The 26,136-nt window shown below is 36.4% G+C and carries 21 protein-coding genes; 17 read left to right on the top strand and 4 right to left on the bottom strand.

Annotated features, from left to right (window positions below):
* Positions 1–356 precede the first annotated feature (356 nt).
* From ACE1TG_RS05315 to aspA, 5 genes are all read left to right on the top strand, one after another.
* Positions 357–1,625, top strand: coding sequence for a Zn-dependent hydrolase (locus ACE1TG_RS05315; RefSeq protein WP_375051321.1), 1,269 nt, complete (start codon positions 357–359; stop codon positions 1,623–1,625).
* Complete coding sequence (locus tag ACE1TG_RS05320; protein ID WP_375051322.1) at positions 1,612–2,397, top strand: dihydroorotate dehydrogenase electron transfer subunit; 786 nt, start codon at positions 1,612–1,614, stop codon at positions 2,395–2,397. The genes ACE1TG_RS05315 and ACE1TG_RS05320 overlap by 14 nt, the downstream gene beginning before the upstream one ends.
* Positions 2,397–3,314, top strand: coding sequence for a dihydroorotate dehydrogenase (locus ACE1TG_RS05325; RefSeq protein ID WP_375051323.1), 918 nt, complete (start codon positions 2,397–2,399; stop codon positions 3,312–3,314). Before ACE1TG_RS05320 ends, ACE1TG_RS05325 begins: the two co-directional genes overlap by 1 nt.
* 22 nt (positions 3,315–3,336) lie before the next feature.
* Complete coding sequence (gene allB / locus ACE1TG_RS05330) at positions 3,337–4,746, top strand: allantoinase AllB (protein ID WP_375051324.1); 1,410 nt, start codon at positions 3,337–3,339, stop codon at positions 4,744–4,746.
* 95 nt (positions 4,747–4,841) lie between these two features.
* Positions 4,842–6,263, top strand: a complete 1,422-nt coding sequence (gene aspA, locus ACE1TG_RS05335) for an aspartate ammonia-lyase (RefSeq protein WP_375051325.1) — start codon at positions 4,842–4,844, stop codon at positions 6,261–6,263.
* A gap of 765 nt (positions 6,264–7,028) precedes the next feature.
* Here the strand turns inward: aspA and ACE1TG_RS05340 are convergent.
* The 4 genes from ACE1TG_RS05340 to ACE1TG_RS05355 all read right to left on the bottom strand — a co-directional run bounded on the left by ACE1TG_RS05340 (position 7,029) and on the right by ACE1TG_RS05355 (position 10,312).
* Positions 7,029–7,160, bottom strand: coding sequence for a hypothetical protein (locus ACE1TG_RS05340; protein WP_375051326.1), 132 nt, complete (start codon positions 7,158–7,160; stop codon positions 7,029–7,031).
* A gap of 269 nt (positions 7,161–7,429) precedes the next feature.
* Positions 7,430–7,786, bottom strand: a complete 357-nt coding sequence (locus ACE1TG_RS05345; RefSeq protein ID WP_375051327.1) for a cupin domain-containing protein — start codon at positions 7,784–7,786, stop codon at positions 7,430–7,432.
* Positions 7,787–7,805: 19 nt separating this feature from the next.
* Complete coding sequence (gene lsrK / locus ACE1TG_RS05350) at positions 7,806–9,371, bottom strand: autoinducer-2 kinase (protein WP_375051328.1); 1,566 nt, start codon at positions 9,369–9,371, stop codon at positions 7,806–7,808.
* Positions 9,372–9,394: 23 nt separating this feature from the next.
* Entirely contained in the window at positions 9,395–10,312 is a 918-nt protein-coding gene (locus ACE1TG_RS05355) for a sugar-binding transcriptional regulator (protein WP_375051329.1), read from the bottom strand.
* Positions 10,313–10,641: 329 nt separating this feature from the next.
* Between ACE1TG_RS05355 and ACE1TG_RS05360 the strand changes: the two genes are divergently transcribed.
* The 12 genes from ACE1TG_RS05360 to ACE1TG_RS05415 all read left to right on the top strand — a co-directional run bounded on the left by ACE1TG_RS05360 (position 10,642) and on the right by ACE1TG_RS05415 (position 25,993).
* Entirely contained in the window at positions 10,642–12,156 is a 1,515-nt protein-coding gene (locus tag ACE1TG_RS05360; RefSeq protein WP_375051330.1) for a sugar ABC transporter ATP-binding protein, read from the top strand.
* Positions 12,143–13,144, top strand: a complete 1,002-nt coding sequence (locus ACE1TG_RS05365; RefSeq protein WP_375051331.1) for an ABC transporter permease — start codon at positions 12,143–12,145, stop codon at positions 13,142–13,144. Before ACE1TG_RS05360 ends, ACE1TG_RS05365 begins: the two co-directional genes overlap by 14 nt.
* The gene (locus tag ACE1TG_RS05370) at positions 13,144–14,142 is read left to right on the top strand and encodes an ABC transporter permease (RefSeq protein ID WP_375051351.1); all 999 of its coding nucleotides are present in this window, start codon (positions 13,144–13,146) and stop codon (positions 14,140–14,142) included. The genes ACE1TG_RS05365 and ACE1TG_RS05370 overlap by 1 nt, the downstream gene beginning before the upstream one ends.
* A 6-nt stretch (positions 14,143–14,148) precedes the next feature.
* Complete coding sequence (lsrB, locus tag ACE1TG_RS05375) at positions 14,149–15,216, top strand: autoinducer 2 ABC transporter substrate-binding protein LsrB (protein ID WP_375051332.1); 1,068 nt, start codon at positions 14,149–14,151, stop codon at positions 15,214–15,216.
* A 31-nt stretch (positions 15,217–15,247) separates the two neighbouring features.
* Positions 15,248–16,126, top strand: coding sequence for a 3-hydroxy-5-phosphonooxypentane-2,4-dione thiolase (gene lsrF / locus ACE1TG_RS05380; RefSeq protein WP_375051333.1), 879 nt, complete (start codon positions 15,248–15,250; stop codon positions 16,124–16,126).
* Positions 16,127–16,214: 88 nt separating this feature from the next.
* Positions 16,215–16,724 carry a type 1 glutamine amidotransferase domain-containing protein gene (locus ACE1TG_RS05385; protein ID WP_375051334.1) on the top strand — a complete coding sequence of 170 codons (510 nt, stop codon included), beginning with the start codon at positions 16,215–16,217 and terminating at the stop codon, positions 16,722–16,724.
* Between the two features lie 220 nt (positions 16,725–16,944).
* On the top strand, positions 16,945–17,814 hold the full coding sequence (fba, locus tag ACE1TG_RS05390) for a class II fructose-1,6-bisphosphate aldolase (protein WP_375051335.1): 870 nt from the start codon (positions 16,945–16,947) through the stop codon (positions 17,812–17,814).
* A gap of 286 nt (positions 17,815–18,100) precedes the next feature.
* Positions 18,101–18,769, top strand: coding sequence for a zinc metalloprotease (locus tag ACE1TG_RS05395; RefSeq protein WP_375051336.1), 669 nt, complete (start codon positions 18,101–18,103; stop codon positions 18,767–18,769).
* Between the two features lie 361 nt (positions 18,770–19,130).
* Positions 19,131–21,713, top strand: coding sequence for a beta-N-acetylglucosaminidase domain-containing protein (locus ACE1TG_RS05400; RefSeq protein ID WP_375051337.1), 2,583 nt, complete (start codon positions 19,131–19,133; stop codon positions 21,711–21,713).
* A 204-nt stretch (positions 21,714–21,917) separates the two neighbouring features.
* Entirely contained in the window at positions 21,918–23,546 is a 1,629-nt protein-coding gene (locus ACE1TG_RS05405) for a helix-turn-helix domain-containing protein (protein WP_375051338.1), read from the top strand.
* A gap of 82 nt (positions 23,547–23,628) precedes the next feature.
* Entirely contained in the window at positions 23,629–25,080 is a 1,452-nt protein-coding gene (locus tag ACE1TG_RS05410; protein WP_375051339.1) for an aldehyde dehydrogenase family protein, read from the top strand.
* A 34-nt stretch (positions 25,081–25,114) separates the two neighbouring features.
* Positions 25,115–25,993 (top strand): NAD(P)-dependent oxidoreductase, encoded by an 879-nt coding sequence (locus tag ACE1TG_RS05415; protein ID WP_375051340.1) that lies wholly within the window; start codon positions 25,115–25,117, stop codon positions 25,991–25,993.
* Positions 25,994–26,136: the final 143 nt, after the last annotated feature.

Genomic DNA, 26,136 nt, shown 5'->3' on the forward strand with positions numbered 1-26,136 from the left:
TTCGACCTGGAATTTGTTATATCAACCGGAAGATGAATATATCACCTTAGATGTGTGGGTTATCAGCTGGAATAGAGGTATATCGGCTTGAAATTTGGTTTATCAACGTGAATGGTGACTTCAACCTCATACCGAAATCTTCACCCCAATATTGGATAGATTCCCCTTTTCACCCTGTAATATATTCACGATTTTATTTGACTCACTTATAACAATCTAAATTTGTCTATTTAACCAAATTATTATAGAAAAAACTAAAAATATCGGTTGTTTTCTGTTTATTTAGACATGAGAAAGTGCGGCTATCTTGTAATATAATGAAACTAGGATAGTTCAACGGAAGTGGGGTTTTACCTATGAATTTAAAGCGATTACAAAACACGCTTAATTCACTAAATAAATTTACTGATGAAGGTTTGGGGATAAATCGATTAGCATATACCGATACAGAGCAACGAGCATCGAACTATTTGATTGAGCTCTTTAAACAAGCAGGCTTGACAGTAAGAGTTGATGCGGTCGGTAATGTAATTGCAAGACGTGAGGGGGCATACTCTCATCTTCCGGTAGTTGCATTTGGCTCACATATTGATAGTGTCTATGAGGCAGGAGAATACGATGGCACTGTCGGGGTAGTGGCAGCTCTTGAAGTAATTCGAAGTTTAAACGATAAAAGGATAAAGACGGAGCACCCACTTGAAGTAATCGTATTCGCTTGTGAAGAATCTGCGAGGTTTGGAATATCTACTCTAGGAAGCAAGGCAATGACAGGCTTATTAGAGGAAAAAGATATTGCTGAACTTAAAGATAAAAATGACATAACTTTATCTGATGAATTTTCGAAATACTCATTAAATATAGGCAAATTAAAGGAAGCAGAGCGTCAGAAAGAAGAAATTGAAGTTTTCTTGGAACTTCATATTGAACAAGGTCCTATTCTGGAAAACAGCGGAAAACAAATTGGTATTGTAACAGGAATAGCTGGTCCAACCAGATTTAAATTACAAATAAATGGTCAGTCGTCTCATTCAGGAACAACACCTATGGGGTACCGTAAAGATGCTTTTCTAGGTGCAGCTGAAATTGCACTCTCGATTGAGTCAGCTGCTATTTCAGAAGCGTCAGAAGGAACCGTTGCGACAGTCGGTGTATGTGATGTGAAACCAGGTGCAATGAATATTGTACCAGGACTGGTAGAAATTGATGTTGATATAAGAGGAAACTCTGCAGCATCTAAAGAAGTAGTTATAAAACAGCTACTTAAAGCTATTGATAAAGTTGAGAATTCCAGAAAGTTAAGGATTAATTATACAAAAATTGGTGATGAACAACCAACAGAAATGGATCCAGTTATCACTAGAAGTATAGAGGAAACATGTAAAGAAAGTGGATATTCCTATCAATTGATGCCAAGCGGGGCTGGGCATGATGCGATGAATATGGCGAAATTATTTCCAGCTAGTTTATTATTTATCCCATCAAATGATGGATTAAGTCATAACCCGGAGGAATACACCTCTTGGGAGCAAATCGCTGTTGGTGCAAGATTACTTGAGAAAGAAATTCTTAAATGGGCTAAAGTTTACAAAAGTAGTATTAGAGGTGAACTTCATGAAAGTCAATAAACTAAATGTTTTATCAAATGTAAAAGTCAGCGATCGCTACTGGCATATGAAGCTAGACGCATCTTCAATTACAGAGTTGATTAAGCCAGGTCAGTTTTTCAACATAAAATGTGGAGAGAATGATTTGCCTTTTTTAAGACGACCATTTAGTATTTATCGCATTAATAAGGAAGAAAAAACTATTGAATTTTTATATCTTGTTAAAGGGCAAGGTACAATCGAACTTACTGATGTAGTTGCTGATGAAACAGTAGATATCTTTGGACCATTGGGAGTAGGATTTGAATTAAATCCTGAATGGGACACTATTTTATTGCTTGCAAGAGGTGTTGGGATTGCGACATTGGCTGCTCTAGCTCAAGAAGCTGCAGAGAAGAATATAAAGTGTGTTGCGATATTAAGTGCCAGAAGCAATAATGACCTTCTTGCTGCTGAAACATTGCAGGGATTCGGGGCGCAGGTTTACAAAGTTACGGAAGAAGACGGTACTAGTGATGCAGAAGATGTACAGCAATTAGTTGAACAGTTACTAACTGAGAATGATATTAAAGCAGCGTTCACTTGTGGGTCAAAACGTCTATCAAAATTATTGCAAAAAGTTACGAAAACCAATCAAATTCCTTCACAAATAGCACTTGAGGAACATATGGGTTGTGCTATGGGAGTATGTTATGCATGTGTTTGTGATATTCAGGAAGAAAGTGGTATTAATTCTGTACGTGTTTGTAAAGAAGGACCGGTGTTTGACCTTGAAAAGGTGGTGTTAAGCTAATGGAGAACGTAAACCTCAGCGTCAAAATTGGTGATCTTTATTTAGATAATCCTGTTATGCCAGCATCTGGGGCTTTTGGCATTGAAATGGAGTCCCTTTTTGATTTCAACAACCTTGGGGCAGTCGTTCCAAAAAGCATTACAAAATACCCTCGAGGCGGGAATGCCACACCTAGAGTATGTGAAGTAACAGGTGGAATGATTAATTCCATAGGGATACAAAGTAAGGGTTTAGAGTATTACATGGAACACACTATTTCAGCATATCAACAATATAAAACACCACTAATTGCTAGTATTTCAGCAGATTCCGTCGATGAGTTTGTGGAGATGACAAGAATAATTGGCAATGATCCAGGAGTCTCTGCTATTGAACTAAATATTTCCTGCCCGAATTTAAAAGGTGATGGAAAAGCATTTGGAATGGATGCTGACCTTTCCTATGAGCTCCTCAAGAAAGTGAGAGTTGTAACTGAACTGCCTATTATTGCAAAACTCACTCCTAATGTGACTAGCATACAAGAAATTGCACTTGCTTGTGAGAAAGGTGGAGCAGATGGGTTAAATGTTGCAAATACACTTTTGGGAATGGCAATCGATATTCACACACACAAGCCGAAGATTGGAAATGTATTAGGCGGAGTTTCAGGGCCTGCTGTTAAACCAATTATTGTTCGGATGATTCATCAAGTACGTGGAGTTACAGACCTTCCAATTATAGGTTGTGGTGGTGTGATGAATTACGAAGATGCTATTGAAATGATTATTGCCGGAGCAAATGCAATACAAGTTGGTACAGCAAGTTTTATAAACCCAATGGCAATGATGGAAATATTAGACGGAATTAAAGAGTATTTGGTAACTCATAAGATAAAGGACATAAATGATCTTGTAGGAACTGTCGAATTAGCTAATTAGAAAATTAAGGGAGGATTTATTCATGAAGTGGGATCATGTAATTTACAATGGAAACATTGTTACGCCAGAGGATGAATATCAAGCTAACATATACATTAAAGATGGGAAAATTGTTTCTATTTCAGCTGAAGAATTAGATGGAGGAGCAGAAGAAACAACGGATGCATCTGGATTATATGTATTGCCAGGATTAATAGATAGCCATGTCCATTCGAGAGATGGCGGATCCACTTATAAAGAGGACTTTTATCATTCTACAAAAGCTGCAGCAGCGGGTGGTATTACTACAGTGTTTGAAATGCCAAATACCAATCCCCCAGTTAATAATGCAGAAAACTTTCAGAACCAATCAGACAATTTAAAGAAAAAAGCACATGTTGATTTTGCTCTCTGGGGAATTTGCCTTGGTGATATAAATTTAAAAGATCTTCAAGGATTAGACAGGTCTGGTGTTATAGGCTTTAAATATTTTTGGGGATATGCCGTAAATAAAAAGACATTTCAATTAATCTACAATTACGAAGAGGGAATGAAGGATGTAATTCCACCGTGTAATGACGGAGAAGTTTATCAGATGCTTGAAGAAGTTGCTAAGACAGAGAAAACATTTGCTATCCATGCGGAGAATAGTGATTTAATAAACTACTTAACGAAAAAGATGAAAGATACTGGGAAAAATGATTATGAGACAGTACTAGCTTCCAGACCTAATCTAGCAGAAGAAATGACTATTGAGGCTGGAATTGCAATGGCAAAAAAGACAGGCACAAGATTGCATATCCTACATGTTAGCTCAGCAGAAGGTGTTGACTTAATTAGTAAAGCTCAGGAAGAGGGTTATCCGATTACAGCTGAAACATGTCCTCATTATTTATTTTTGACGAACGAAGATTATGAGAATATTGGTCCCTCGATGAAAGTATACCCTCTTGTGAAATTTAAAAAGGATCAAGAGAGGTTATGGGAAGGTATTTCAAATGGCGTTCTTTCTTTTGTTTGTTCGGATCATGCACCTCATACTGAAGAGGAAAAAAAGGGTGATTTATGGAATGTACCAGCAGGAATGTGTGGGGTAGAAACACTTGCTCCATTGATGTTAAACGCTGTGTCTGATGAGAAGATTACAATTCGACAAGCTGCTTCACTGCTTTCAGCCAATCCTGCTAAACAGTATGGAGTCTATCCACAAAAAGGCTCAATCCAAGTTGGTTCTGATGCCGATTTTACGATTGTTGATATGAATAAGCAGTCAGTTATTAAAAGGGAAAATCTTCACAGCAAAAGTAAAGTTACTGCATATGATGGCTTCCAGGTTAAAGGAATGCCTGTCAGGACAATCGTTAGAGGTACAACTGTAATGAAAGATGGTAAAATTCTAACTGAACCAATTGGGAATTTGGTTACCCCTGGTCCAGCTAAAGTTAGAGGATAAAAATTTGGTTTAAAAATTAAGAGAGGTTGTCATGTTTACAATCTCTCTTAGTTTAATAGTGATGAGATCATATAATTAAGAGGGGTGGTATGGTAATGGAAGCCGTTGGTGTAAGAATAGAGAAAGATTTTTTGGGATCAAAAAACGTTCCAATTGATTCTTATTATGGAATACAAACATTACGAGCTGTAGAGAATTTTCCTATTACAGGGTACAAGATCCATAAAGAGTTAATTAATGCGATGGCAATGGTTAAAAAAGCGTCAGCCACCGCAAACATGGAGGTAGGGCGTCTTTATAGTGGGCTTGGTAATGTCATCGTTCAGGTTGCTGATGAAATAATAGAGGGGAAATGGCATGACCAATTCCTTGTAGACCCTATTCAGGGTGGGGCAGGTACGTCTATAAACATGAATACAAACGAGGTTATTGCCAATCGTGGGTTAGAAATACTAGGTAAAGAAAAAGGAGATTACTTTCAGCTTAGCCCTAACTCTATTGTGAATATGTCTCAGTCAACAAATGATTCATTTCCCACCGCTATTCATATTGCCACTCTTTCCTTATTGAAAAAATTACTTGAAACTATGCGCAAAATGTATCATGCATTTGTTAATAAAGCTAGTGAATTTGATGAGATTATTAAAATGGGTCGTACACACTTGCAAGATGCAGTTCCTATACGCTTAGGGCAGGAGTTTGAGGCATATAGTAGAGTAGTAGAGCGTGATATCAAACGAATTGAACGGTCAGCAGAACATTTATATGAAGTAAACATGGGTGCAACAGCAGTTGGAACAGGTCTGAATGCAAACCCCAAGTATATCGAAAGTGTTGTTAAACATTTAGCTGATATAAGTAGTTTTCCTTTAGTAAATGCCAGTAATCTAGTTGATGCTACCCAAAATACTGATGCCTATACAGAAGTTTCTGCAAGTCTGAAAGTATGTATGATGAATATGTCAAAAATAGCAAATGATTTGAGATTAATGGCATCCGGACCAGGTGTAGGATTCAATGAAATTAAACTACCTGCTCTTCAACCTGGTTCTTCAATAATGCCTGGAAAAGTAAATCCTGTTATGCCGGAATTAATAAATCAAGTGGCTTTTCAAGTGATTGGAAATGACAATACAATATGTTTAGCTTCAGAGGCTGGACAATTTGAGTTAAATGTTATGGAACCCGTACTTGTTTTTAATTTACTGCAGTCTATTGATATTATGAACAATTCATTTAACGTATTTACGGACCATTGCCTTAATGGAATTGAAGCAAATAATGAGAAGCTAAAGAGCGATGTGGAAAGAAATGTTGGAATTATTACAGCAGTCAATCCGCATCTGGGTTATGAAGTAGTTGCGCGCATAGCTAGAGAAGCAATTACGACTGGAGAGTCTGTACGTGATTTATGTTTAAAATATGATGTCTTAACAGAAGAAGAGTTAGACATAATCTTAGATCCATACGAAATGACTCACCCCGGGATAGCAGGGGAGGAATTGTTTAAGACCTAGAGCGTACTTTATTACCTGCGATTAGGTGTTTTAACAACAAAGAAAAGAACAAATATGGATTTTTCGATTAGCCAGGTAAATCATAAGATTGTATTATTAATTCCTCATACAGAAACACCTTCGATTAACTGAAAACATTTGAAGGTGTTTTTATATTCTTTACTATTTTAGATTACACCAATTTGTATATAGGAGTAAGAATTAAACCTATTTAAAGGGTGAAAGCATCGGACTTTCATATATTAAAAAAGGAGGCTTATATAATGTATTATGAACCAATTTTTTACAGGATGTATTCCAAGAAGGAAACAGGTTCGAAATGAAATTGCATGACTGAAAAATTACGAGGAGTTATTAAATCGAATAACTGATAATAATGAGGGATTTCCTCTTGTCAATATCTTGGATGCCAATGTTAACTTGTCTGTTAAGGTTCATCCGAATGATACATAGCATCTGAGGTGGGGGGAATAACTATATGGAAGAATGATTTTGAGGGAATTAAGCACGTGACATGCATCTGGTTAAAGCAGACACATAACAACTGTTTCAGTTAATTCGTGATTACGAGCCAATTTTCATTTGTAGTATTGAAGGCGAATTGGAGGTTAAACGGCTCGTTGAGTATCCGTATTCCACGGTTGAGCAATGGATAGTGACTGGCAGTGTGAGTTGTGATGCGGCAATTATTACTGCTACTTAGACTGCGGCGATTCCTTTTGTAATATTAAACGTTCTTGCACCAATTGACTGTATAGACTCAATTTATTCCTTCTTACATTTATCAACACCTTCTTGTACTGTTAATATATGGAGGTTCCCCCACATCGAAAATTGAGGAATATCTGCATCAGTTTCGCTTGATTTTGCATACCATTTTGCAATATGCGTTTTCACTCCTATAAACAATTAGTAATCAACAGCCATACATTTTTCGATTCTTTTTGTAGTATGTCCATTTGCCCAATAGTATCTTGGTTGGAATTTGATATGTTCATTTTCTGACACTCCCTTGTTGTACGTTTTTGTTTGTTATTATTTTTATAAGTAGACGGAAAGAGAAACTAATAATACCCACATCAGTTATTTAGATGTGGGTATTATTTAAGTTCTATCTTGAATAAAAAATCTTCATTAGTATTTATAATTATTAGTACGCCATTAGGTTAGTTACTATAAGGCTTATAATCTACCTCAACTTTGTCCTTTTCTTGAAAGGGGGATAGCATAAATGCTGCTTTAAAGTCCTTAACTCCCTTATTGATTAAATAGTGAACTTTTTTTGGCTCTATGTGAATAAAATCGCCTTGTTTACAATTGGAAATTTCATTATCAATATGTATTTCCAATTCCCCCTCTAAAATGTAAAAGTTTTCTTCCATTACATTATGATAATGTGCATTAAAATCTTGTCCAGGCTTTAATACTACAATACCAAAGTTCATTCTTGGACCTTTCATTAGATATTTTGGGCCACTATCTCCAAATCTATATTCCTTGTTATTTTCATTAACAATACTCATTGAAACACTCCTTGTATAATTATTTTAATCCTGGTGCAGTCCACATATGGTCTGTTAGTCCTTTATCTGCTAATTCTAATTGGGTTATATATATATATTTCCATTTCTTATATAGATCTTCATAAATAACATTATTTTCCCTGATTGGATAGTAGGTTTTCTCAAATTTAACAACCTTTGAAATGGCTTCATCAAAGCTTTCGTATATATTCGCGCCTACACCAGCACAAATTGCGGCACCCAAGGCAGTTGATTCCTTAACAACAGGTACTTTAATTGGTTTGTTGATTACATCAGCAATAATTTGACACCATAAGGCACTCTTTGATGCACCTCCGGCAAAAACAACCGTATCCGGAGAGCTATCTGTGATTTCTTTAACTAATTCAATGTTTGCTTTTGTTACAAATGCAGCATTTTCCATTATTGCTCTATAAAATGTTGCCTTATTAAACTTGTCGGAATCTAGTTTGAAATTTATAAAGCTTGGAGCAGCATGTTTCCAGGAGATATAATTCATTTTATTGGAAAATGTGCCTAACATACCATTACTGCCAGGTGGAACTTTTTCTGCTCGTTTTTCCATCTGTGAATACAGGTTTTCACCTGTTTCTTTTTCAATATATCTCTCAAGCTCACAGAAAGTATCCCTAAACCACTTCATTACGAGTCCTGGAAAAAAAGCTATTGCTTCGTACTGCCAGGTATTCGGAACTGCATGACAGTTTATTCTTACTCTGCATTTGTCATCAAATTTAACATTTTTAGTTGTATACTCATATTGCCAAAAACTTCCGCCCAATAGTGCAGCATTTTCCTCATCAATTACACCCATACCAATACATCCTAGCTGGGCATCCCCACCACCTGCGACAATCAACGTTTCATTGTCTAATCCTGTAAGCGTTGCCATTTTTTCGGTTACTTTACTTACAACAGTTCCACTTTCGTAAACAACTGGAAAGATGTCGCTTTTTAGACCGGCTTTTTTAGCGATTTCGGGTTCCCATCCCCTCTTTTTAATATCAAAAAGTCCCGTTGTACAACCATTTGAAGGTTCGACTGAAATAACGTTGGTTAGACGATAAATTATCCAATCATTGAGCATCGTTACATATTTAGTGTGCTTATAGGTTACAGGAAGATTATTTTTTACCCAAAGTATTCTAGGTATCGCGCCAAGTGAAAATGTTTGACCAGAAACCTTGTAGATATCTGATTCTAAGGAATCGCTTATTTTATTTAGATTATTTACCTCATAATCAGATCTGGAGTCAACATTTGCACAAGCCCATAACTCTTTCCCGTTTTCATCATATAGAACAATACCTTCACGCATACTGGTTGTTGAAAGAGATACAATATCATTTGGATCTTTATTACTTTTGCTAATGGTCTCTTTAATTAAGTCAATAATTATTGCTATGTTTGTATCTACATCAAAGTCCATTGAACCTGGATATCTTTTATCTTCTTTGTGGGTCCACTCAGATTGCGAAACAGATTGTTCATTACCTTGTGAGTCAAATAAAATAACTCTAACACTACCTGTTCCAGCGTCAATTGCCATTGTATATTTCCCCATATTCAACTCCCTTTCCATTTTAATTAAACCAAACTTTGGGCCACTAACTCATCAGTAATTAATACATCAATATACCCTCCTTTTAGCGCACCAGCAATTGCCTCTTTCTTTTCAGGGCCACCTGCTACAGCTACTACGTGATTTAGTGATTTTAGTAATTCAATTTGTGTACTAATGAGTTTTTTATGTATATCTAAATCTAAAACATTGCCATTAATATCATAGAACTGGCTTAACAAGTCTCCAACTGCACCCTTAGATTTTATGACCTCAATATCACTGGTATTTAGGTAATCTTCCTTTACGATGGTGGCACGTTCATTAAGAGCGCCGATTCCAATTACAGTTATTTGAGAGTAAGGAATCATTTCGTATATTTTTTGAATTGGTTTCTCATTAAGCAATTGTTTTGCAAGATTAGCCGAAGAAACCATCAATGGAGAAGGCATAATGTAGTGGTTGTAGTTTGGATTGGTGTAATAATCTGATGCTGTGTCTATTGCAGTCGGCATATAAAATTTCACACCACCGGATAAGGAGACAAAAGTAACCTTATATTTTGTTGAGATACTTAAATGTCCCAGTGTTTTTGATACTGCTTCACCATATCCAACATTAATCATTGTGTTACTCGTAATACGATCTTCAATGTATTGCGAAGCGGCAATTGTTAGACTAGTAGCTATCGTATGACCATTTGATGGAACAATACAAATATCCCTTAAACCATATTTTTGCTTAATTTTGTTTTGAAGATCTATATTAGTGAGTTTATTCAAGTTGACCTTAAATTGAATGATATTGTTTGTTTTAGCTTTTTCAAGGTATTTAATAACTTTCATCCTTGACAAATTTAAAGATTCAGCTATTTCGTTTTGAGTTAAACCATCATTGTAGTATTTCCATGCAATTTTTACGATTAGGTCTTGTTCATATGACATTTAGATCACTCTTATCATGTGTATTTTCAAACAAAATATTATATTAATAACTTTTGTTTGGATAAAATGAATATAACAGCAAAATTATATCAAGTCAATATTTGTTTTACTGTTTATGTGAAATATCATTTATTATAAGTTAATCTAGTTATATCAATGTTATGGTTGCTAAATGATGAAACGAAACCTTTAATTTAACTTAAGATTCTAAAAAAATAAAAAAATAATAAAATTATGCTTGATAAATAAAAAGTTTTGACCTATAATGTAAACAACATTTAAGAAAGCGGTTAAAAATTTTTGGTAAAGGTTTAAGGGGGGGATTTAAAATGGGAGAGGTAAAAAACCTAGTTAGATTAGAAAATATTCAAAAGTCTTTTAACCAAAATAAGGTTTTGCAGGGAGTTTCAATAGCTATTAATAAGTCTGAGGTTATCTCGATTATTGGGGGAAATGGAGCCGGGAAAAGTACCTTAATGAAAATTCTTACCGGTGTTTATAGTGTGGATGCCGGCAATATAGAAATAAACGGCGAAAAAATTAATCAATTTAACCCATTACTAGCCCATAAAAAAGGAGTTTATTTGGTTCCACAAGAACCATTGCTTTTTCCTAATATGACAGTTGAAGAAAACCTTACTATTGGATTTAATAAAACGAAAACTGAAGTAAAGGAAAAGACGGAGGAATTAATAGCAGAACTTGGCTGGGAAATAGACTTAAACAGATTAGCAACCACTTTAACAATAGCAGAACAACAGCAAATTGAAATTATAAAAGGTCTACTAAGAGAAGCAAAAGTATTAATACTGGATGAACCAACATCCGCCTTGACGTTCTCTGAAACTGAATCACTATTTAAAGTTATTGAGAAGTTAAAAACAGATGGCGTTGGTGTTTTCTATATTACCCATAGATTAGATGAGGTTTTTCAAATTTCAACCCATGCGGTAATTTTACGGGATGGGAAAGTTACCCTTAAAGGGGAAATTAATAATTTTACAAAGGAAAAGTTAATTCAGGGGTTACTACCTGAAGGTAATGAAACAAATGGAAACCAAAAGTCATACGAGAAAAAAGTTTTGGATTATGTAGAAGAAAAACCAATCCTAGAGGTTCAAAACATCAGTGGAGATGGATATAGAAATATAAGTTTTGAAGTACATAAAGGTGAAGTAGTCGGTATTGCAGGACTTGTTGGAGCGGGAAGAACTGAGATAGCAGAGTCAATCTACGGGATTACTCCAGTAAAGAGTGGAAACATTTACTTAAATGGTACTGATATTACGAATCTATCAATTAATGAGACAGTTGGAAATGGATTAGCATACATTCCTGAAGATAGATTTTTACATGGAATATTTTCGATAAGTTCCATAAGAAACAATATTACGGCGCAAGTTATTAAGGATCACGGATTTTTCATTAATAAAAAGCTCGAGGAACAAATAACTGAAAGGTTTGTTGAAAAACTAAGAATTAAGTTGAGTAGTCATGATGAGGAAATAAAGTCCTTATCCGGAGGGAATCAGCAAAAAGTTGTTATTTCAAAAATATTAGCTACGAATCCACAACTAATAATAATGGATGAACCAACCAGGGGAATTGATGCGGCTGCAAGAAGTGACATCTATACTATTATTTCCGAATTAAAAGAACAAGGATTTTCTATATTGCTTATTTCTTCAGATCTAGAAGAAATCGAAAGAATCAGTGATAGAATTTATGGAATTTATCGCGGTATTTGCAATGCTAGCCTTGATGCAACTGAAATAAATGCCACAAATGTTATGAAGGCTGCTTTTGGATCGTATGAAGGAAGTGAAGTATATGTCAATAATTAAAAACATAACAAAACAGCGTGAATTCCGAACTTTTCTATTCTTAGTAACACTATTTGTACTTGTAGGGCTAATAAATTCAGACTTTTTATCTTTTAAGAACCTATATAATTCCTTGCAAAGCAGCTTGCTATATATCGTACTTTCCATTGGTATGACATTTGTTCTGTTGACAGGAAGAATTGATATTTCTGTAGGTGGAATATTAGGACTGAGTGCAGCAGTTAGCGGAATCATCCTTAGGGATGGTGGAAGTATTATTGTAGCGGTAATAGTTGCTATTTTAGTAGGTGGATTTGTTGGACTTCTCAATGGATTGGGAACTACTAAATTAAAAATTCCTTCCTTTATTATGACGTTGGGTATGCTTGGAATTACCAGGGTAGTACAGGTGATTTATACTGATGGCCTCTGGGTAGAAAATCTTCCTGTCAGTTTTAAACAAATTTCGCAAATAGATGTTTTCGGTGTTAATTTACTATCTTTAATTGTTATAGCAACGGTAATTTTAATTCATTTGTATTTATCTAAGACTAAAAAAGGAAGGTATTTTAAAGCAGTTGGGGATAATGAAGAAGGGGCAGTTTTATTGGGGATACCTGTTAAAAGATATGTAATTTTATCGTTTATTATTTCGGGTGTTTGCTCAGCAGTAGCGGGTTTAATATTTGCTAGTCAAATTGGTTTTATTTCGACCAATGCTGGGTCCGGTATTGAAATGACTGTCATCGCAGCTACGGTTCTTGGTGGAGTATCTTTAAGTGGTGGTATAGGTTCCGTAATAGGGGCTGGTATTGGAGCTATAATTATAACTTCTATCAATTCTGCACTTGTTTTTATGAAGGTTCCTGCATTTTGGAATGATGCTATTTCAGGTTCTCTTTTAATTACTATTGTTGTTATTGATTCATTATTGGCAAGAAAAAATAGCAAGAAGGCTAAAAAAGAAAGATTAAATGCAAGAGTCCTTCAAGAGGAGGCGTCTGCTTGATGTTAAAGAATATACCGAAATGGGATTTAACTTTATTGATAGTCTTAGTTGTTGAAGTAATTATTTTCGGATTAATTAATCCAAGGTTTTGGAATATAACGGTTTTATTAAATAGCTTTAATGATTTTATCCCGATTGCAATAGTTGGTTTCTTTGTAACAATGGTGGTAATCACGGGTGGTATAGATATTTCTTTTGGGTCAGTTATAGGTTTATCTTCAGTAGTTGCTGGTATTCTTTCTCAAGTAATTGGATTAAATATTTGGCTTTCCGTGATTCTAGCAATTTTAGCTGGCGGATTATGCGGACTGCTAAATGGTATTTTAATAGCATACGGACGCGTCCAAGCCATGGTTATAACCCTTGGTGGGATGCTCTTGTATAGCGGTATAGCAATTGTATTAGTTGGAATATCTGGCACAAGCGCTTATGAAGGAATAGCTGGATTCTCTAATTCATTCAGTAAGATTGCACATGGAAAACTATTAGGTATTCCGAATTCTGTAACCGTCTTTATTGTCATGTTCATCCTAGCTTATATACTCTTGCATCGGACAAAATATGGCAGATATATTTTCTTAACTGGTATTAACCAAGATGCTGCAGACTACTCTGGAATTGATACTAGAAAAATAATTACTAGTACATATGTCTTATCAGGGTTGAGCGCTGGGGTTTCAGGAGTGATACTTACATCCTATTTAGGAAGTGCCAGAGCAGATTTTGGTAGTGAATATTTAATGCCAATTTTAACTGTTGTAGTTTTAGGAGGCACTTTAATAACTGGAGGTAAAGGGGGTGTTATAGGTACAGCTTTAGCTAGTATAATTATTGGCTTTTTACAACTAGGCTTACAAATGGGAGGGGTTTCTACTCAATATATAGGGTTAGTAACAGGTTTACTCCTAATCATATCAGTAGCATTCCTAGGGGTTTCTTCAGAATTCAGATCTAAAATTACGAGACTGGTAATACCAAAAAAGGTTAAATGGAGGTAGATTAATATGGGGAAATGTAAGAGTCTTACTTTATTATTCGTAGTTGTACTTATGGCATCATTGTTAGCTGCATGTAATAACGAAGCTAATGGAAATTCTTCAGGTAGTTCAGATGATGAAACTGAGGTTGTTTTCATACCTAAAATGACAGGGAATGCTTTCTTTGAATCTGGTAATGATGGTGCGCAGGCTATGGCCGAAGAAGAAGGATTTAATGTTAAATATGATGGTGCACCTGAAGGTACTGTTGCAAATCAGGTACAAATTATTAATAGTGCAGTAAGTAGCGGAGCTGATGCTATAGCTATTTCATCAGTTTCTAGTGATGGTTTAAACGATGCATTGCAAAAAGCTATTGATGCAGGAATTGAAGTAGTAACATGGGATGCAGATGTAAATCCAAAATATCGATCGGTATATATCAACCAAGGAACCCCAGAGATTTTAGGCAAAATGTTAGTTGATATGGCCGCAGAACAGATGGAAGACCCAACTGCTGAGCAAAAAGTAGCTTGGTTTTATTCAAGCCCTACTGTTCCTGACCAAAACGCTTGGGTAGAATATGCAAATACTTATATTGAAGAGGAATTCCCTAACTGGGAAATCGTAACAACGCAATATGGTGAAGCTAATGAACAAAAATCATTACAAGTAGGAGAAAGTATATTAAATTCTTATCCAGATATTGATGCCATTATTTGTCCTGACTCTACAGCACTTCCTGCAATGGCTCAAGCAGCTGCAAACAATGGATTAAACGCAGAAGATGTAATTATTACTGGCTTTGCTTCTCCAAATTCAATGAGGCAGTATATTGAAAACGGAACCATTAAAAATCATGGTTTATGGGATGTTACGGAACAAGGTGCGCTTGCAGTATACATTGCAAACTATTTAGCGCAAGGAAATGAACTTAAGGTAGGAGATACTGTAGATGTCCCTACTATTGGTGAAGTTACGGTTGAGCCTAATACTGTTCAAGGTTACGATTACGAGGCTGAAGACTCTGGAATTATTGTTCTACCTGAAAGAATAGTATTTACAAAAGAGAATACAAATGATTATGACTTCTAGTTAAGTTAAACATAATAAGGAGAGATATAATATGGCAGATAATGTAGGAAATAAAGATGCAAAAACCTTTTCAGAAAATGTCCCCTTTGCCAATAATGGAGATTTTCATGTCAAAGGTGCATCTAACTATGATTGGGGTATGAAGGACAGATTATCAAGAATTTTCAATCCAAATTCCGGGAAAACGGTTATGTTAGCTTTTGACCATGGATATTTTATGGGACCAACATCCGGGCTTGAAAGATTGGATTTATTGATTCCTCAGTTAGTAGATTATGCTGACTGCCTTATGGGGACTAGAGGAGGGATTAGAAGTAGTGTACCTGCATCATATAATAAGGCAATTGCATTAAGAGCATCATCAGGATCAAGTATATTGCAGGGTGATTTAAGTCATGAATCGATGGTTGTGGGTATTGATGATGCAATAAAAATGAATGCAAGTGCAATGGCTATTCAAACTTTTATTGGTGCCGATGGTCAGAAAGAAACAATTGAAGCGTTAAATAAAGCAGTAAACTTAGGTTCAAAATATTCCATTCCTACAATGGGTGTTGTAGCTGTTGGTAAGGAAATGGAGCGAACTTCGAAGTTTTTCTTATTAGCGACTAGAATGTTAGCTGAATTTGGTGTGCAAATCGTAAAAACCTATTACTGTGAAGACTTCGAAAAAGTTGCTTCAGCCTGCCCAGTGCCATTAGTTGTAGCTGGTGGAAAAAAACTTCCTGAGAAGGATGCGCTCACTATGGCATATAAATCTATTCAAAGTGGAGCAGCAGGGGTAGATATGGGAAGAAATATTTTCCAATCGAAACATCCAAGGGAAATGATCCAAGTAGTCAACAAAATAGTTCATGAAGGGTACTCAGATAAAGAGGCGTATGAATTGTTCGAGAATTTAATTAACTAATGAAAGCCTAATTTGGTAAAGCTTCTACTATATATGTTGTGGAAGCTTTATCGAATGTTTAATACACTTTTTATTTGGAGGTTAAATAATGGCAAGAGTAGCATTTTTAATTGCAAATGGTTATGAAGATTCTGAAATGAAAAATCCTTTTGAGGCTATTAAGGAGTCTGGTCACGAAACAGTATTTATTGGCATTAAAAAAGGTGATGTATGTAAAGGTAAGAAAAACACTGTTTCATATGAAATAGAGTTGGCTGCAGCTAATTCTGACGCAAAAGAATTTGATGCAGTAGTAATACCTGGTGGAAGTGCACCGGAAGAGTTGCGAGTTAACGAAGATGTAGTAAAGTTTGTTAAGGATTTGAATAATAGATCTAAATTGGTTGCAGGAATTTGTCACGGACCACAGGTGATGGTTAGTGCAGATATTTTAAACGACAAGGAACTTACTTGCTTTATCGGAATAAGAGATGATATTAAAAATAGTGGAGGTAACTATAGGGATGAGGAAGTTGTTGTTAGCCAAAACATAATTACTTCCAGAACTCCAAAAGATGAACCAGCCTTTATAAGAGAAATTTTGGCTAAACTTAATTAAAAAAATAGCTCCGTGTATGAAATTCAACTATATAAGAAAATGACTTTCTACAATAAGAGGTCTATCCCATAAGCGATTTTTGTGAACAGTCTTTTATTGTGGAGGTGAAATTATCTTAAACCTGAGTGACTTATCCCTTTGTAGTTTAGTAATTGTGTCTGGCAACTATTGTTTTTTCATGAACTTTTATTGAAAAAATCTATAAAGGAGGAGAGATAAAATGGGATTAATTTCCTTAGAAGTAATTTTAAGTAAAGCTTTAAAAAATGGATATGCAGTAGGACATTTTGATATACATAATCTTGAATGGACACAGGCTGTTTTAGAAGCTGCTGAAGAAGAAAATTCACCTGTTATCTTAGGAGTTACTGAAGGTGCTGTTCACTATTTTGGAGGTTTTTCCGTAGCAGTAACTTTGGTTAAATCGCTGATAAATAATATGAGTATAACTGTTCCAGTTGTCCTCCATTTGGATCATGGTTCTAGCGTTGAAAACTGTAAAAAAGCAATAGATGCTGGATTTACTTCCGTGATGGTTGACGCATCCCATTTACCATTTGAAGAAAATGTTGAGTTAACAAAACAAGTAGTTAATTACTCATCTAAACATGGAGTAACAGTTGAAGCTGAGGTAGGTAGCATCGGGGGAAAAGAAGATAGTCTAGTTGAAACAAATTCCATTTATGCAGATATAACCGAATGCGAAGAGATGGTTAAACAAACCGGGATAAACTGTCTAGCGCCGGCATTAGGGTCTGTTCATGGCCTTCATAAAGGGGAACCAAATTTAGGTTTTGATGAAATGAAAGAAATATCTCATAAAACTAAAATTCCATTAGTATTGCATGGGAGTTCGGGGCTTCCTGAAGATCAGATATCAAAATCTATTTCTCTGGGGACTACAAAAATTAATGTGAATGCCGATAATCATCTTGCGTTCACTAATGCCGTCCGTGATCTATTAAATCAAGATTCTGAAATATACGATTCAACAAAATATATAGGGATAGGACGTGAAGCTGTAAAAAAAACGGTTATTAATAAAATGCGACTTTTTGGCTCATCTGGAAAAGGGGGAAACTCAACATAACAATATGTAAAAATTAACTTTTATATGTCAAACAAAATTATTTTGGGACGGTTTTTGAAAGTTTGCTATAACACCATTGGAGATCGCCAGAAAATTTAAAGCTGCATCCAATAATTTGGGTGCAGTTTTAAATGAAAAATGTACTCAGTATAAGTCACCAAATACCATACCTTGTTGCAGCTAAGTTGAAAAACATCCCAACAAGTCCCGCAGTTTTCATACCATTTTTAGGAGCTGCGATTGGGATAGATCCTAAAAAATCGACAATGCTAAAACAGAATTTTTTGTGGCCTATGGTGGTCCTTTAGCTGAATTAATATCCATTCTTCCAGCATTTGCTCTATATACTTCAACAGTGGATCCTTACTGGGCACTTGTCATTCAGCTCGGTGCACTTATTAATTTATTTAACCTATTTTCTGTTTCCCAACTTGATGGTGGACGGATCGTGAGTGTATTGTCACCAAACATTTGGTTAGTCGGGCTATTAGTTCTAATTCCAATTCTTTTTATCTCACCAGACCCCATACTAATTCTAGTATTTATTTTTGGTCTCGTGACTTGGTGGAAACAATTTAAACAGAATACAGACATGGAAGTCATGAAGCATGATGAGAATGTGTTGACAGAACTAAACAAGGAGTTTCGCTTTTTAGCAGATCAGTCTGGCGGTTTTGGTCATTCTGAAATCAGTGAGAATCAATTTACTTCTTTATTTAGTAAAATAAAAGAACGAAAAGACAGCGTTAATCGTTACTTGCAAAATAATGAAGGCTTCACATTTCCGGTTATACAGGAAAAGAAGCGTACAGAAATTAAAAATAATAGGGCAGAGAAACACATTTTAAGAAGAATCTTAAACGAAATGAACATCAGAGAATTTTCTGCTAAAGCAGAAAATACCTTTCTTTTAAGTACTATCGTTTCTCAAGCTGAAAAAGTGGCATCTGGATAGAAAACTTATCCCGATGCCACTTTTTTTATGTGAGATTCGATTGTAGTTTAAACAGATACTGTTTTTTGAATTTCTGCGCTGGAAGTGGGACGATGAACCTGTCCCCTTTGTCCCTCTTAGGCATTACGTCTTATTCAAAATTTGTTAGATTAATCAGAAAACAGTGATAATGGATTATATACTGGGAGGTATAGTTATGGTAATTTGAACATTAAATAGTAAATAATTTGTCTATTTATGTCAGATTACTAGATTTCAATTTCTCCACAGCAAGAAATTTTCTTTTCCCACAACCAAGACACACTCCAGAAGTAATTATACCAATCTAGTAGTTAATAACTTTATAAGGAGAGGTGGAACGATGCGAAGTAAATCTAACTTTTTACAATCGGTGAGGAAGGTTTGTTTGCTAGGAATAGGGATTCTATTGCTAATGGGTATTCAGCAGGGGAAACCTATTTTTGCCAAAGAAAAAGGGGAAATCACCATCAATCCAACGCCACAGGAACTTATTAATAAGGGTGAGGGCTTTCCGCTGAACCCTAAAGTTGGGTTAGTTGTTGGAGAGGACACAGATGATTCAGCGATTAAGGAAGTGGAGGAATCACTTAAAAAAGCGGGTGTTAAAAAGATTGTAAGGAGAGGTGCTGACGATCCGAAGCCGGAAACGCCTGTAACCATTTGGCTAGGTGGTCCTTCCCAAAATAGTGCATCCGGTGAGATACTGAAAGGCTTGAATACGCGAGGGCCAGCTGACCTAGATGAGGAAGGCTATGTGCTCGCCTCTGGTATGAACGAAGATGGTCAAAAGCAGATTGTGTTTGCCGGAAAAGATGCTGCAGGAACATTTTATGCGGCTGAAACATTTGGCCAGTTAATTCAGAAACGTACAGGACGGGACTGGATTCCGGCAGTAGAAATTCGTGACTGGCCAGAAATGCCAATCCGTGGATCGATTGAAGGGTTTTATGGACCGCCATGGACACATGAAGACAGGCTAAGTCAGTTGGAATTCTATGGTGAGAATAAATTGAATACGTATATCTACGCACCAAAAGATGATCCATATCATAGAGAAAATTGGCGTGAGCCATATCCTGAAGAAGAATTGGCAAAAGTTAAAGAACTAATCGATACATCAAAAAAGAATCATGTGGACTTTACTTTCTCTCTGTCTCCTGGGCAATCCATTTGCTATTCGGGTGATGAGGACTTTGCCTTATTGAAGCAAAAAATGGAGACGATGTGGGATTTAGGTGTACGTTCCTATGCCATTTTTTTAGATGATATTAGTAAAAGTTTACACTGTGAACAGGACCAAGCCAAATTTGGTGATGATCCAAATCCAACCGCTTCGGCGCACGCTTATTTGTTGAATCGTTTTTCCGAAGAATTTATTCAGCAACATGAAGGAGCAAAGCCATTGATTACCGTTCCAACGGATTATTCCGGAGATGGTTCGACTGAATATCGAGAGCAGTTTGCTAAATTGCTTCATAAGGAAACGATTGTCATGTGGACTGGTCCGAAAGTTGTCTCTGAACAAATCACATCAGAAGGAGCACAAAAAGTTCGGGATATCTTCCAGCACGATCTGTTACTATGGGATAATTACCCGGTGAACGATTATGATCGGAACAGCCTGTTTCTTGGTCCACTCGTTAAACGGGATGCTGATTTAACAGAAAGTGGTGTTATAGGTTTAACTTCGAATCCTATGAATGAAGCGGAGGCTTCAAAAATTCCTTTGTATACAATTGCTGATTATTCATGGAATCCAGCTGATTATGAACCGAGAAAATCATGGGAGCAAAGTATTCAATCATTTGGTGGAGATGCAGCAGAAGTGTTAAAGACGTTTGCTGAGAATTCTTATTCATCACCGATTAATGACACAGAGTCGCTAACACTAACGCCATTAATCAAATCGTTCTGGGAATCCTATGTATCAAATGATGCTGATCAGGCTGCAGATAAGTTAATTGCTGAGTTTGAGAATCTGCAGCAAGTTCCCGAAAAGCTTCAGCAACAAATGGAAAATGAAAAGTTTCTACAGGAAGTAAAACCCTATATGGAGAAACTGGAACTATATGGTGAAGCCGGTGAAGTTGCCGTTAATTACTTAATGGCAGAGAAAAATGGCAAGACAGATAAAGCAAACGAGTACAGGGAGAAGCTAATGACGTTGTTCAATCAATCGGAACAAATTCCACAAAAAATTGGACAAGGCGTTATCAAACCGTTTCTGGTCAAGAGTGCATTAACATTACCATCGCTGGATTTAACGTTACAGCCAACAATTGATGCGTTCTGGAAAGCCTATGACACGAATGACGCTGGAAACGCTGCGGACAAGTTGACTGCTGAGTTTGAAGAGTTAAAGCAAATTTCCGAGAACCTTAAGCAAAACGTGGACAATGAAGATTTCTTAAAAGCAATTGAACCATACCTGCAGAATCTCGAAGTATACGGTGATGCTGGCGAAACAGCTGTACATTACCTAATGGCACAAAAAGAAGGTCAGTCAGATGAAGCAAGTCAATATGAAGAGGAACTTAGAACATTGATGGTACAGGCAAATAAAATGCCACAAAAGATTGGCCAAAAAGTCATCAGACCATTCCTGATTGATAGCATGTGGAAGGATCTAGATGTTGTTGATTACCGCAAACTGGATGGCATCAACACATTCCGTGGGGGAGGGGAACTTATTCAATATACCCCTGAACACGGAGACACAACAGGAACAAATCAGTGGGGATATGAAGTAACTGTCGTCGACGGAACAGTCACCAAAAGAGGCGGAAACAATTCCCTAATCCCTGATAACGGCTATGTACTGAGTATCCACGCGAATGACTGGCTAAGAGACAACGCCACAGTTGGAACTAGTATTCAAATAGAAAATGGTATGGTGCTTGTGGTGGAGTCTGATAATGGCTAAATTTTGATTGAATGATTTTTGTATAGAAACTGCCAGGTTTATGGTATTTATATTCCATTGATCTGGCAGTTTTTTTGGGCATGTTGTTAATTTTTTAAATTACTGTTAATTTGCAGGACTATTTGATGTTAGTGTTGAATGGAATCAAGATAGGAATATCAAAGGAAAAGGCGATGGATTATACCCTGAGAAGAGGTGATTACCATGGATAGTAATCAATTCATAAATATTCAAAAGGCTAAGAAGCTGCTGGAAATTAATAAAATGCTGACAAAGTCTTTAAAACTGGACGAGGTTCTGCGAAATGTAATTGAGGCTGCAAAGGAACTTATTGAAGTGTCAGATACATTGATTATATATTTATATGATGAGCCGACTGATAAATTATATTTGGCTGACGGTGAAGGTATTGATAGGGAAAATCTGAGTAAGATTGCCTTTTCACCTGGCGAATCTATAACAGGAAAAGTTTTTGAAGAAAGAAAGTCTAAGCTATTTAAGTCAGAAGAAGAAATTGATTCCTATATGCAGGACATGAGTGAACAGAATTATAAATACTATTATAAGGGAGTGCAAAACAGAAAAATTAAGAATGCGTTTTGTGTACCTATTTTAAACAAAGATCATTGCCTTGGTGTCCTGGTTGTCGATAATTTCGACGAGGATCATGCTTTTACAGAGACAGATATGAAAGTGATCGAAGTTGTTGCTGATCAAAGTGCGATTGCCATTGATAACTCAAATGTTTACCGTCGATTAAAGGAAAAGAATGATTTATTATCACAATCAACCCTGATTCACAACCAGTTCTATAAATTAATCATTCGTGGCGACGGAATTGATAAGGTTTTGAATCTGCTGGAGTCTATTATACATTCTAAGGTAACACATCAGGCGACTATTTTTTATGAAAAGAAAGAGACGGCGTATCCCATAGTTAGAGGAAATGAAGTGTTAGGGATTCTGGAACTTGAACAGCCGTTTCATCAATTTTCAAGAATGGATCAGATAGCTATTGAACATGCCAGTTTAACGATAGCATTGGAATTAGTGAAGGACAATGCATTATTTGAAAAAGAACTTCATTTCCGGGAAGAAGTATTTAATCAATTGCTGGAAGGTTTATCAAGTGATGATTTGCAACGAGCCTTACAGTATAATCAGTGGGATGAAACGTGGAACCTGCAGTGCGTTATTATTGAAGGGAAAGCAGGACCACTTTGGAATCAGGAGAAGTTAACGGATAAAGAGTGGTTTGTCCGAACAATTGAACAGGTGATAGCTTCAATAAGCAGGAACAGTTTTATTTTGACAAAAGCTTATCAATTAATTCTGGTTGTTCCTAAGATAGGTGATAATGTAATCGATTCTGTTGTGAAAAATATCGATGCACAGTGGGATGGTAAGAAGCAGCTTATCTATGGTATTGGTAGGGAAACAACGATTGATCATTTAGCACATTCGTATAAAGAGGCTGTACAGTCAATTGGTTATGCCAAGTCAAATCCAACAGCAAAAGTGGTCGAGTACGCTAAATTAGGTATTGAGCGATTACTCCATGAGGTTGATCAGGATACTATTCAAATGTTTATGTATGACAAACTTAGCAGTGTACTTAATTTAAATAGAAGTTTTATTGATACGCTGGAATGCTTTATTAACCAAAATAAAAATCATAAAGAGGTCGCTAAAGCGTTACACATTCACCCGAATACATTATATTACCGGTTGAAAAAAATAGAAGAAGTTCTTCGGATTGATTTAAATAATGAAAAGGATTGGGTAGATTTAGTGATTGCAATGCGATTATATATGGCGGGCAACAAAAATTAGACTAAAATTTTGTTGCCTGTCATATTTATTTTAACAATTTAGAGTATTATAATTATTATTAACCTATTAAGGAGGCTAAATCGTGACACAAACATACAATAACTACATTAATGGGAAATGGGTAGCATCAAGAACAGGAGAACAGTTTTCAAGTATTAATCCTGCAAATGTACATGAAGAGCTTGGTTATTTTCAGCGTTCCAATGGTGAGGATGTTGAATTAGCAATAACTGCATCTGAAAACGCTTTCCATGAATGGGCGAGCACATCGGCACCAAAACGGGGAGATGTCTTGTTTAATTTAATAAAGTTGTTGGAAGAACAAAAAGATGAATTAGCAGCATTGATTACAAAAGAAGTAGGCAAATCATTCCGTGAAGCAAAAGGTGAGGTACGTAAGACGATAGAAGCGATGAAGCAATTTAGTGGTGAAGCGACACGTTTGAACGGGGAAACTGCTCCTACGCAAATGGATAATATATTAGGATATACGATTAGGGAGCCACTTGGAGTTGTCGGTGTTATTGCTCCCTTTAATTTTCCGTTAGGGATAGGGATTTGGAAAATAACACCTGCCATTATTGCTGGGAATACGGTCGTTTTTAAACCGGCAAGTAACACGTCATTAATTGGTGTGAAAATTATCGAACTGCTAGAAGCGTCTGATCTGCCAGCCGGAGTGGTTAATATGGTAACAGGTCCTGGAGGCGTGATTGGAGGCGCAATTGGAAGCAACCCGAAAATAAAGGCAGTCTCGTTTACAGGGTCAACTGATGTTGGACTTGCATTGGGGAAAGAGGTAACAAGTCGCGGCGGACGCATGCAAGCTGAAATGGGTGGTAAAAACCCGGCAATTATACTGGAAGATGCTGAAATAGATAAAGCAATTGAAAGTATTGTTGTAAGTGGATTTCTGGATAATGGCCAGCGGTGTACCGGAACAAGCCGTCTGATTGTACCGAAAACAATTTTGAAAGAAGTAACAGAGAAGCTTGTTGAACGAGCAAATCGTCTTGTTGTTGGAGAAGGATTTGGTGATAATGTTGATAGTGGACCAGTAATTGATGAACATCAATTGAATACGTATTTACATTATGTAGATGTATCGCTTGAGGAAGGGGCAACTTTGGAATGTGGTGGTCAGAGATTACTGGACAATGGGAAAGAAAATGGTTATTTCGTCGCTCCAACTGTATTCAGCAATGTTACTAAGGATATGACAATTTTTCATGAAGAAATATTTGGACCGGTTATTGGAATCATAGCCGTAGACACATATGAAGAGGCTTTAGAGCTAGCGAACGATAGTGACTTCGGGTTATCATCCACGGTTTACACAAATGACTTAAAGAAAGCATTTCATTTTGTACGGAATATTGAGTCGGGTGTAACACATGTTAATATGCCATCGACGTACTTCGAAAATCAGTTTCCATTTGGCGGAAAGAAAGCATCCAGTATGGGACCTCGCGAGCAAGGTTCAACTGCTCTGGACTTTTGGACCGATTATAAGACTGTTTATATAAACCCATAGATACCAGACAGCGAAGAAGGGAGTTGTTCAGTAATTGGAAACGATTGGTGTCATTGGCTGTGGCCTAATGGGGCGCGGTATTGTAAGAAATTTAATGAAAAATAATTATCGGGTACTAATCTATGATATTGATAAAGAAGCAGTTCAACGTCTAGTAAATGAAGGGGCAGAAGCATCCACTGGATTAACCAACATGGCAGCAGAGGTAGATTATTTAATTTTATCATTACCATCTCCTGAATTAGTCAAAAAGACATTAGTGGAGGAAGGCGTAATTGCCTCGATGCGTGTTGGAACAAAAATTATGGATATGAGCACAAACGATGTGGAGGTTACAAGACAGTTGAATGAGTATGCTGGGGAACGTGGAGTCAATTTTTTTGACTGTCCTTTAAGTGGTGGACCAGCTGGCTCAGAAGATGGAAAGCTTACCATTATGGTTGGAGGATATGATAAAGTATTCCCAAGCCTATTGCCCGTTCTAAATTCTATTGGAAAACATATTGAGTATATAGGGCCAAGTGGTGCCGGTCAGACAGTTAAACTTTGCCACAATATGGTGGTTGGGGGTGTGATAACACTTTTAAGTGAAGCGTTTTTAACTGGTGAAAGGTCGGGTGTATCAAAGGAAAAGATAGCTTCAATTTTACAGAAAGGGTCGGCACAAACAAGGGTGATGGAGGTGTTTGGACAGAATATTTTAGATGGAACCTTTGATGATGTGAATTTCTCTTTGACAAACATGCTTAAAGATATTGACCTGTATCGTAATCTGGCAGAAGCTCAGTTTATACCGACGTATGTCAGTCAACCGGTTGATCAGCTTTATCGAATCTCAAATCATAAGGGAAAAGGTAAACAGGATTCCTCGGCTGTTTATAACACGTTAGCTGATATTGGAAAAAAGGGGTAGTAGATTCATATTTTTAAATAAGTCTTACGGTGTGATGTCAAGTGATAAATACAAATGAATTGGAAATTTCTTTGCGTATTTCTCTAAAAAAAACCATACTGAACTAAACCTCCAGTTATTTGTAAAATACTGGAAGTGTAATC

Source organism: Virgibacillus sp. JSM 102003 (assembly GCF_041949995.1).
In the GTDB taxonomy this organism is placed as follows: domain Bacteria; phylum Bacillota; class Bacilli; order Bacillales; family Amphibacillaceae; genus Lentibacillus.

Coding starts and splice junctions, on each gene's coding strand:
- ACE1TG_RS05355 (WP_375051329.1), bottom strand. CDS start 10,312: ATGTCATATGAACAAGACCTAATCGTAAAAATTGCATGGAAATACTAC.
- ACE1TG_RS05315 (WP_375051321.1), top strand. CDS start 357: ATGAATTTAAAGCGATTACAAAACACGCTTAATTCACTAAATAAATTT.
- ACE1TG_RS05325 (WP_375051323.1), top strand. CDS start 2,397: ATGGAGAACGTAAACCTCAGCGTCAAAATTGGTGATCTTTATTTAGAT.
- ACE1TG_RS05360 (WP_375051330.1), top strand. CDS start 10,642: ATGGGAGAGGTAAAAAACCTAGTTAGATTAGAAAATATTCAAAAGTCT.
- ACE1TG_RS05385 (WP_375051334.1), top strand. CDS start 16,215: ATGGCAAGAGTAGCATTTTTAATTGCAAATGGTTATGAAGATTCTGAA.
- lsrK (WP_375051328.1), bottom strand. CDS start 9,371: ATGGGGAAATATACAATGGCAATTGACGCTGGAACAGGTAGTGTTAGA.
- fba (WP_375051335.1), top strand. CDS start 16,945: ATGGGATTAATTTCCTTAGAAGTAATTTTAAGTAAAGCTTTAAAAAAT.
- ACE1TG_RS05405 (WP_375051338.1), top strand. CDS start 21,918: ATGGATAGTAATCAATTCATAAATATTCAAAAGGCTAAGAAGCTGCTG.
- aspA (WP_375051325.1), top strand. CDS start 4,842: ATGGAAGCCGTTGGTGTAAGAATAGAGAAAGATTTTTTGGGATCAAAA.
- ACE1TG_RS05370 (WP_375051351.1), top strand. CDS start 13,144: ATGTTAAAGAATATACCGAAATGGGATTTAACTTTATTGATAGTCTTA.
- allB (WP_375051324.1), top strand. CDS start 3,337: ATGAAGTGGGATCATGTAATTTACAATGGAAACATTGTTACGCCAGAG.
- ACE1TG_RS05320 (WP_375051322.1), top strand. CDS start 1,612: ATGAAAGTCAATAAACTAAATGTTTTATCAAATGTAAAAGTCAGCGAT.
- ACE1TG_RS05345 (WP_375051327.1), bottom strand. CDS start 7,786: ATGAGTATTGTTAATGAAAATAACAAGGAATATAGATTTGGAGATAGT.
- ACE1TG_RS05400 (WP_375051337.1), top strand. CDS start 19,131: ATGCGAAGTAAATCTAACTTTTTACAATCGGTGAGGAAGGTTTGTTTG.
- lsrB (WP_375051332.1), top strand. CDS start 14,149: ATGGGGAAATGTAAGAGTCTTACTTTATTATTCGTAGTTGTACTTATG.
- lsrF (WP_375051333.1), top strand. CDS start 15,248: ATGGCAGATAATGTAGGAAATAAAGATGCAAAAACCTTTTCAGAAAAT.
- ACE1TG_RS05365 (WP_375051331.1), top strand. CDS start 12,143: ATGTCAATAATTAAAAACATAACAAAACAGCGTGAATTCCGAACTTTT.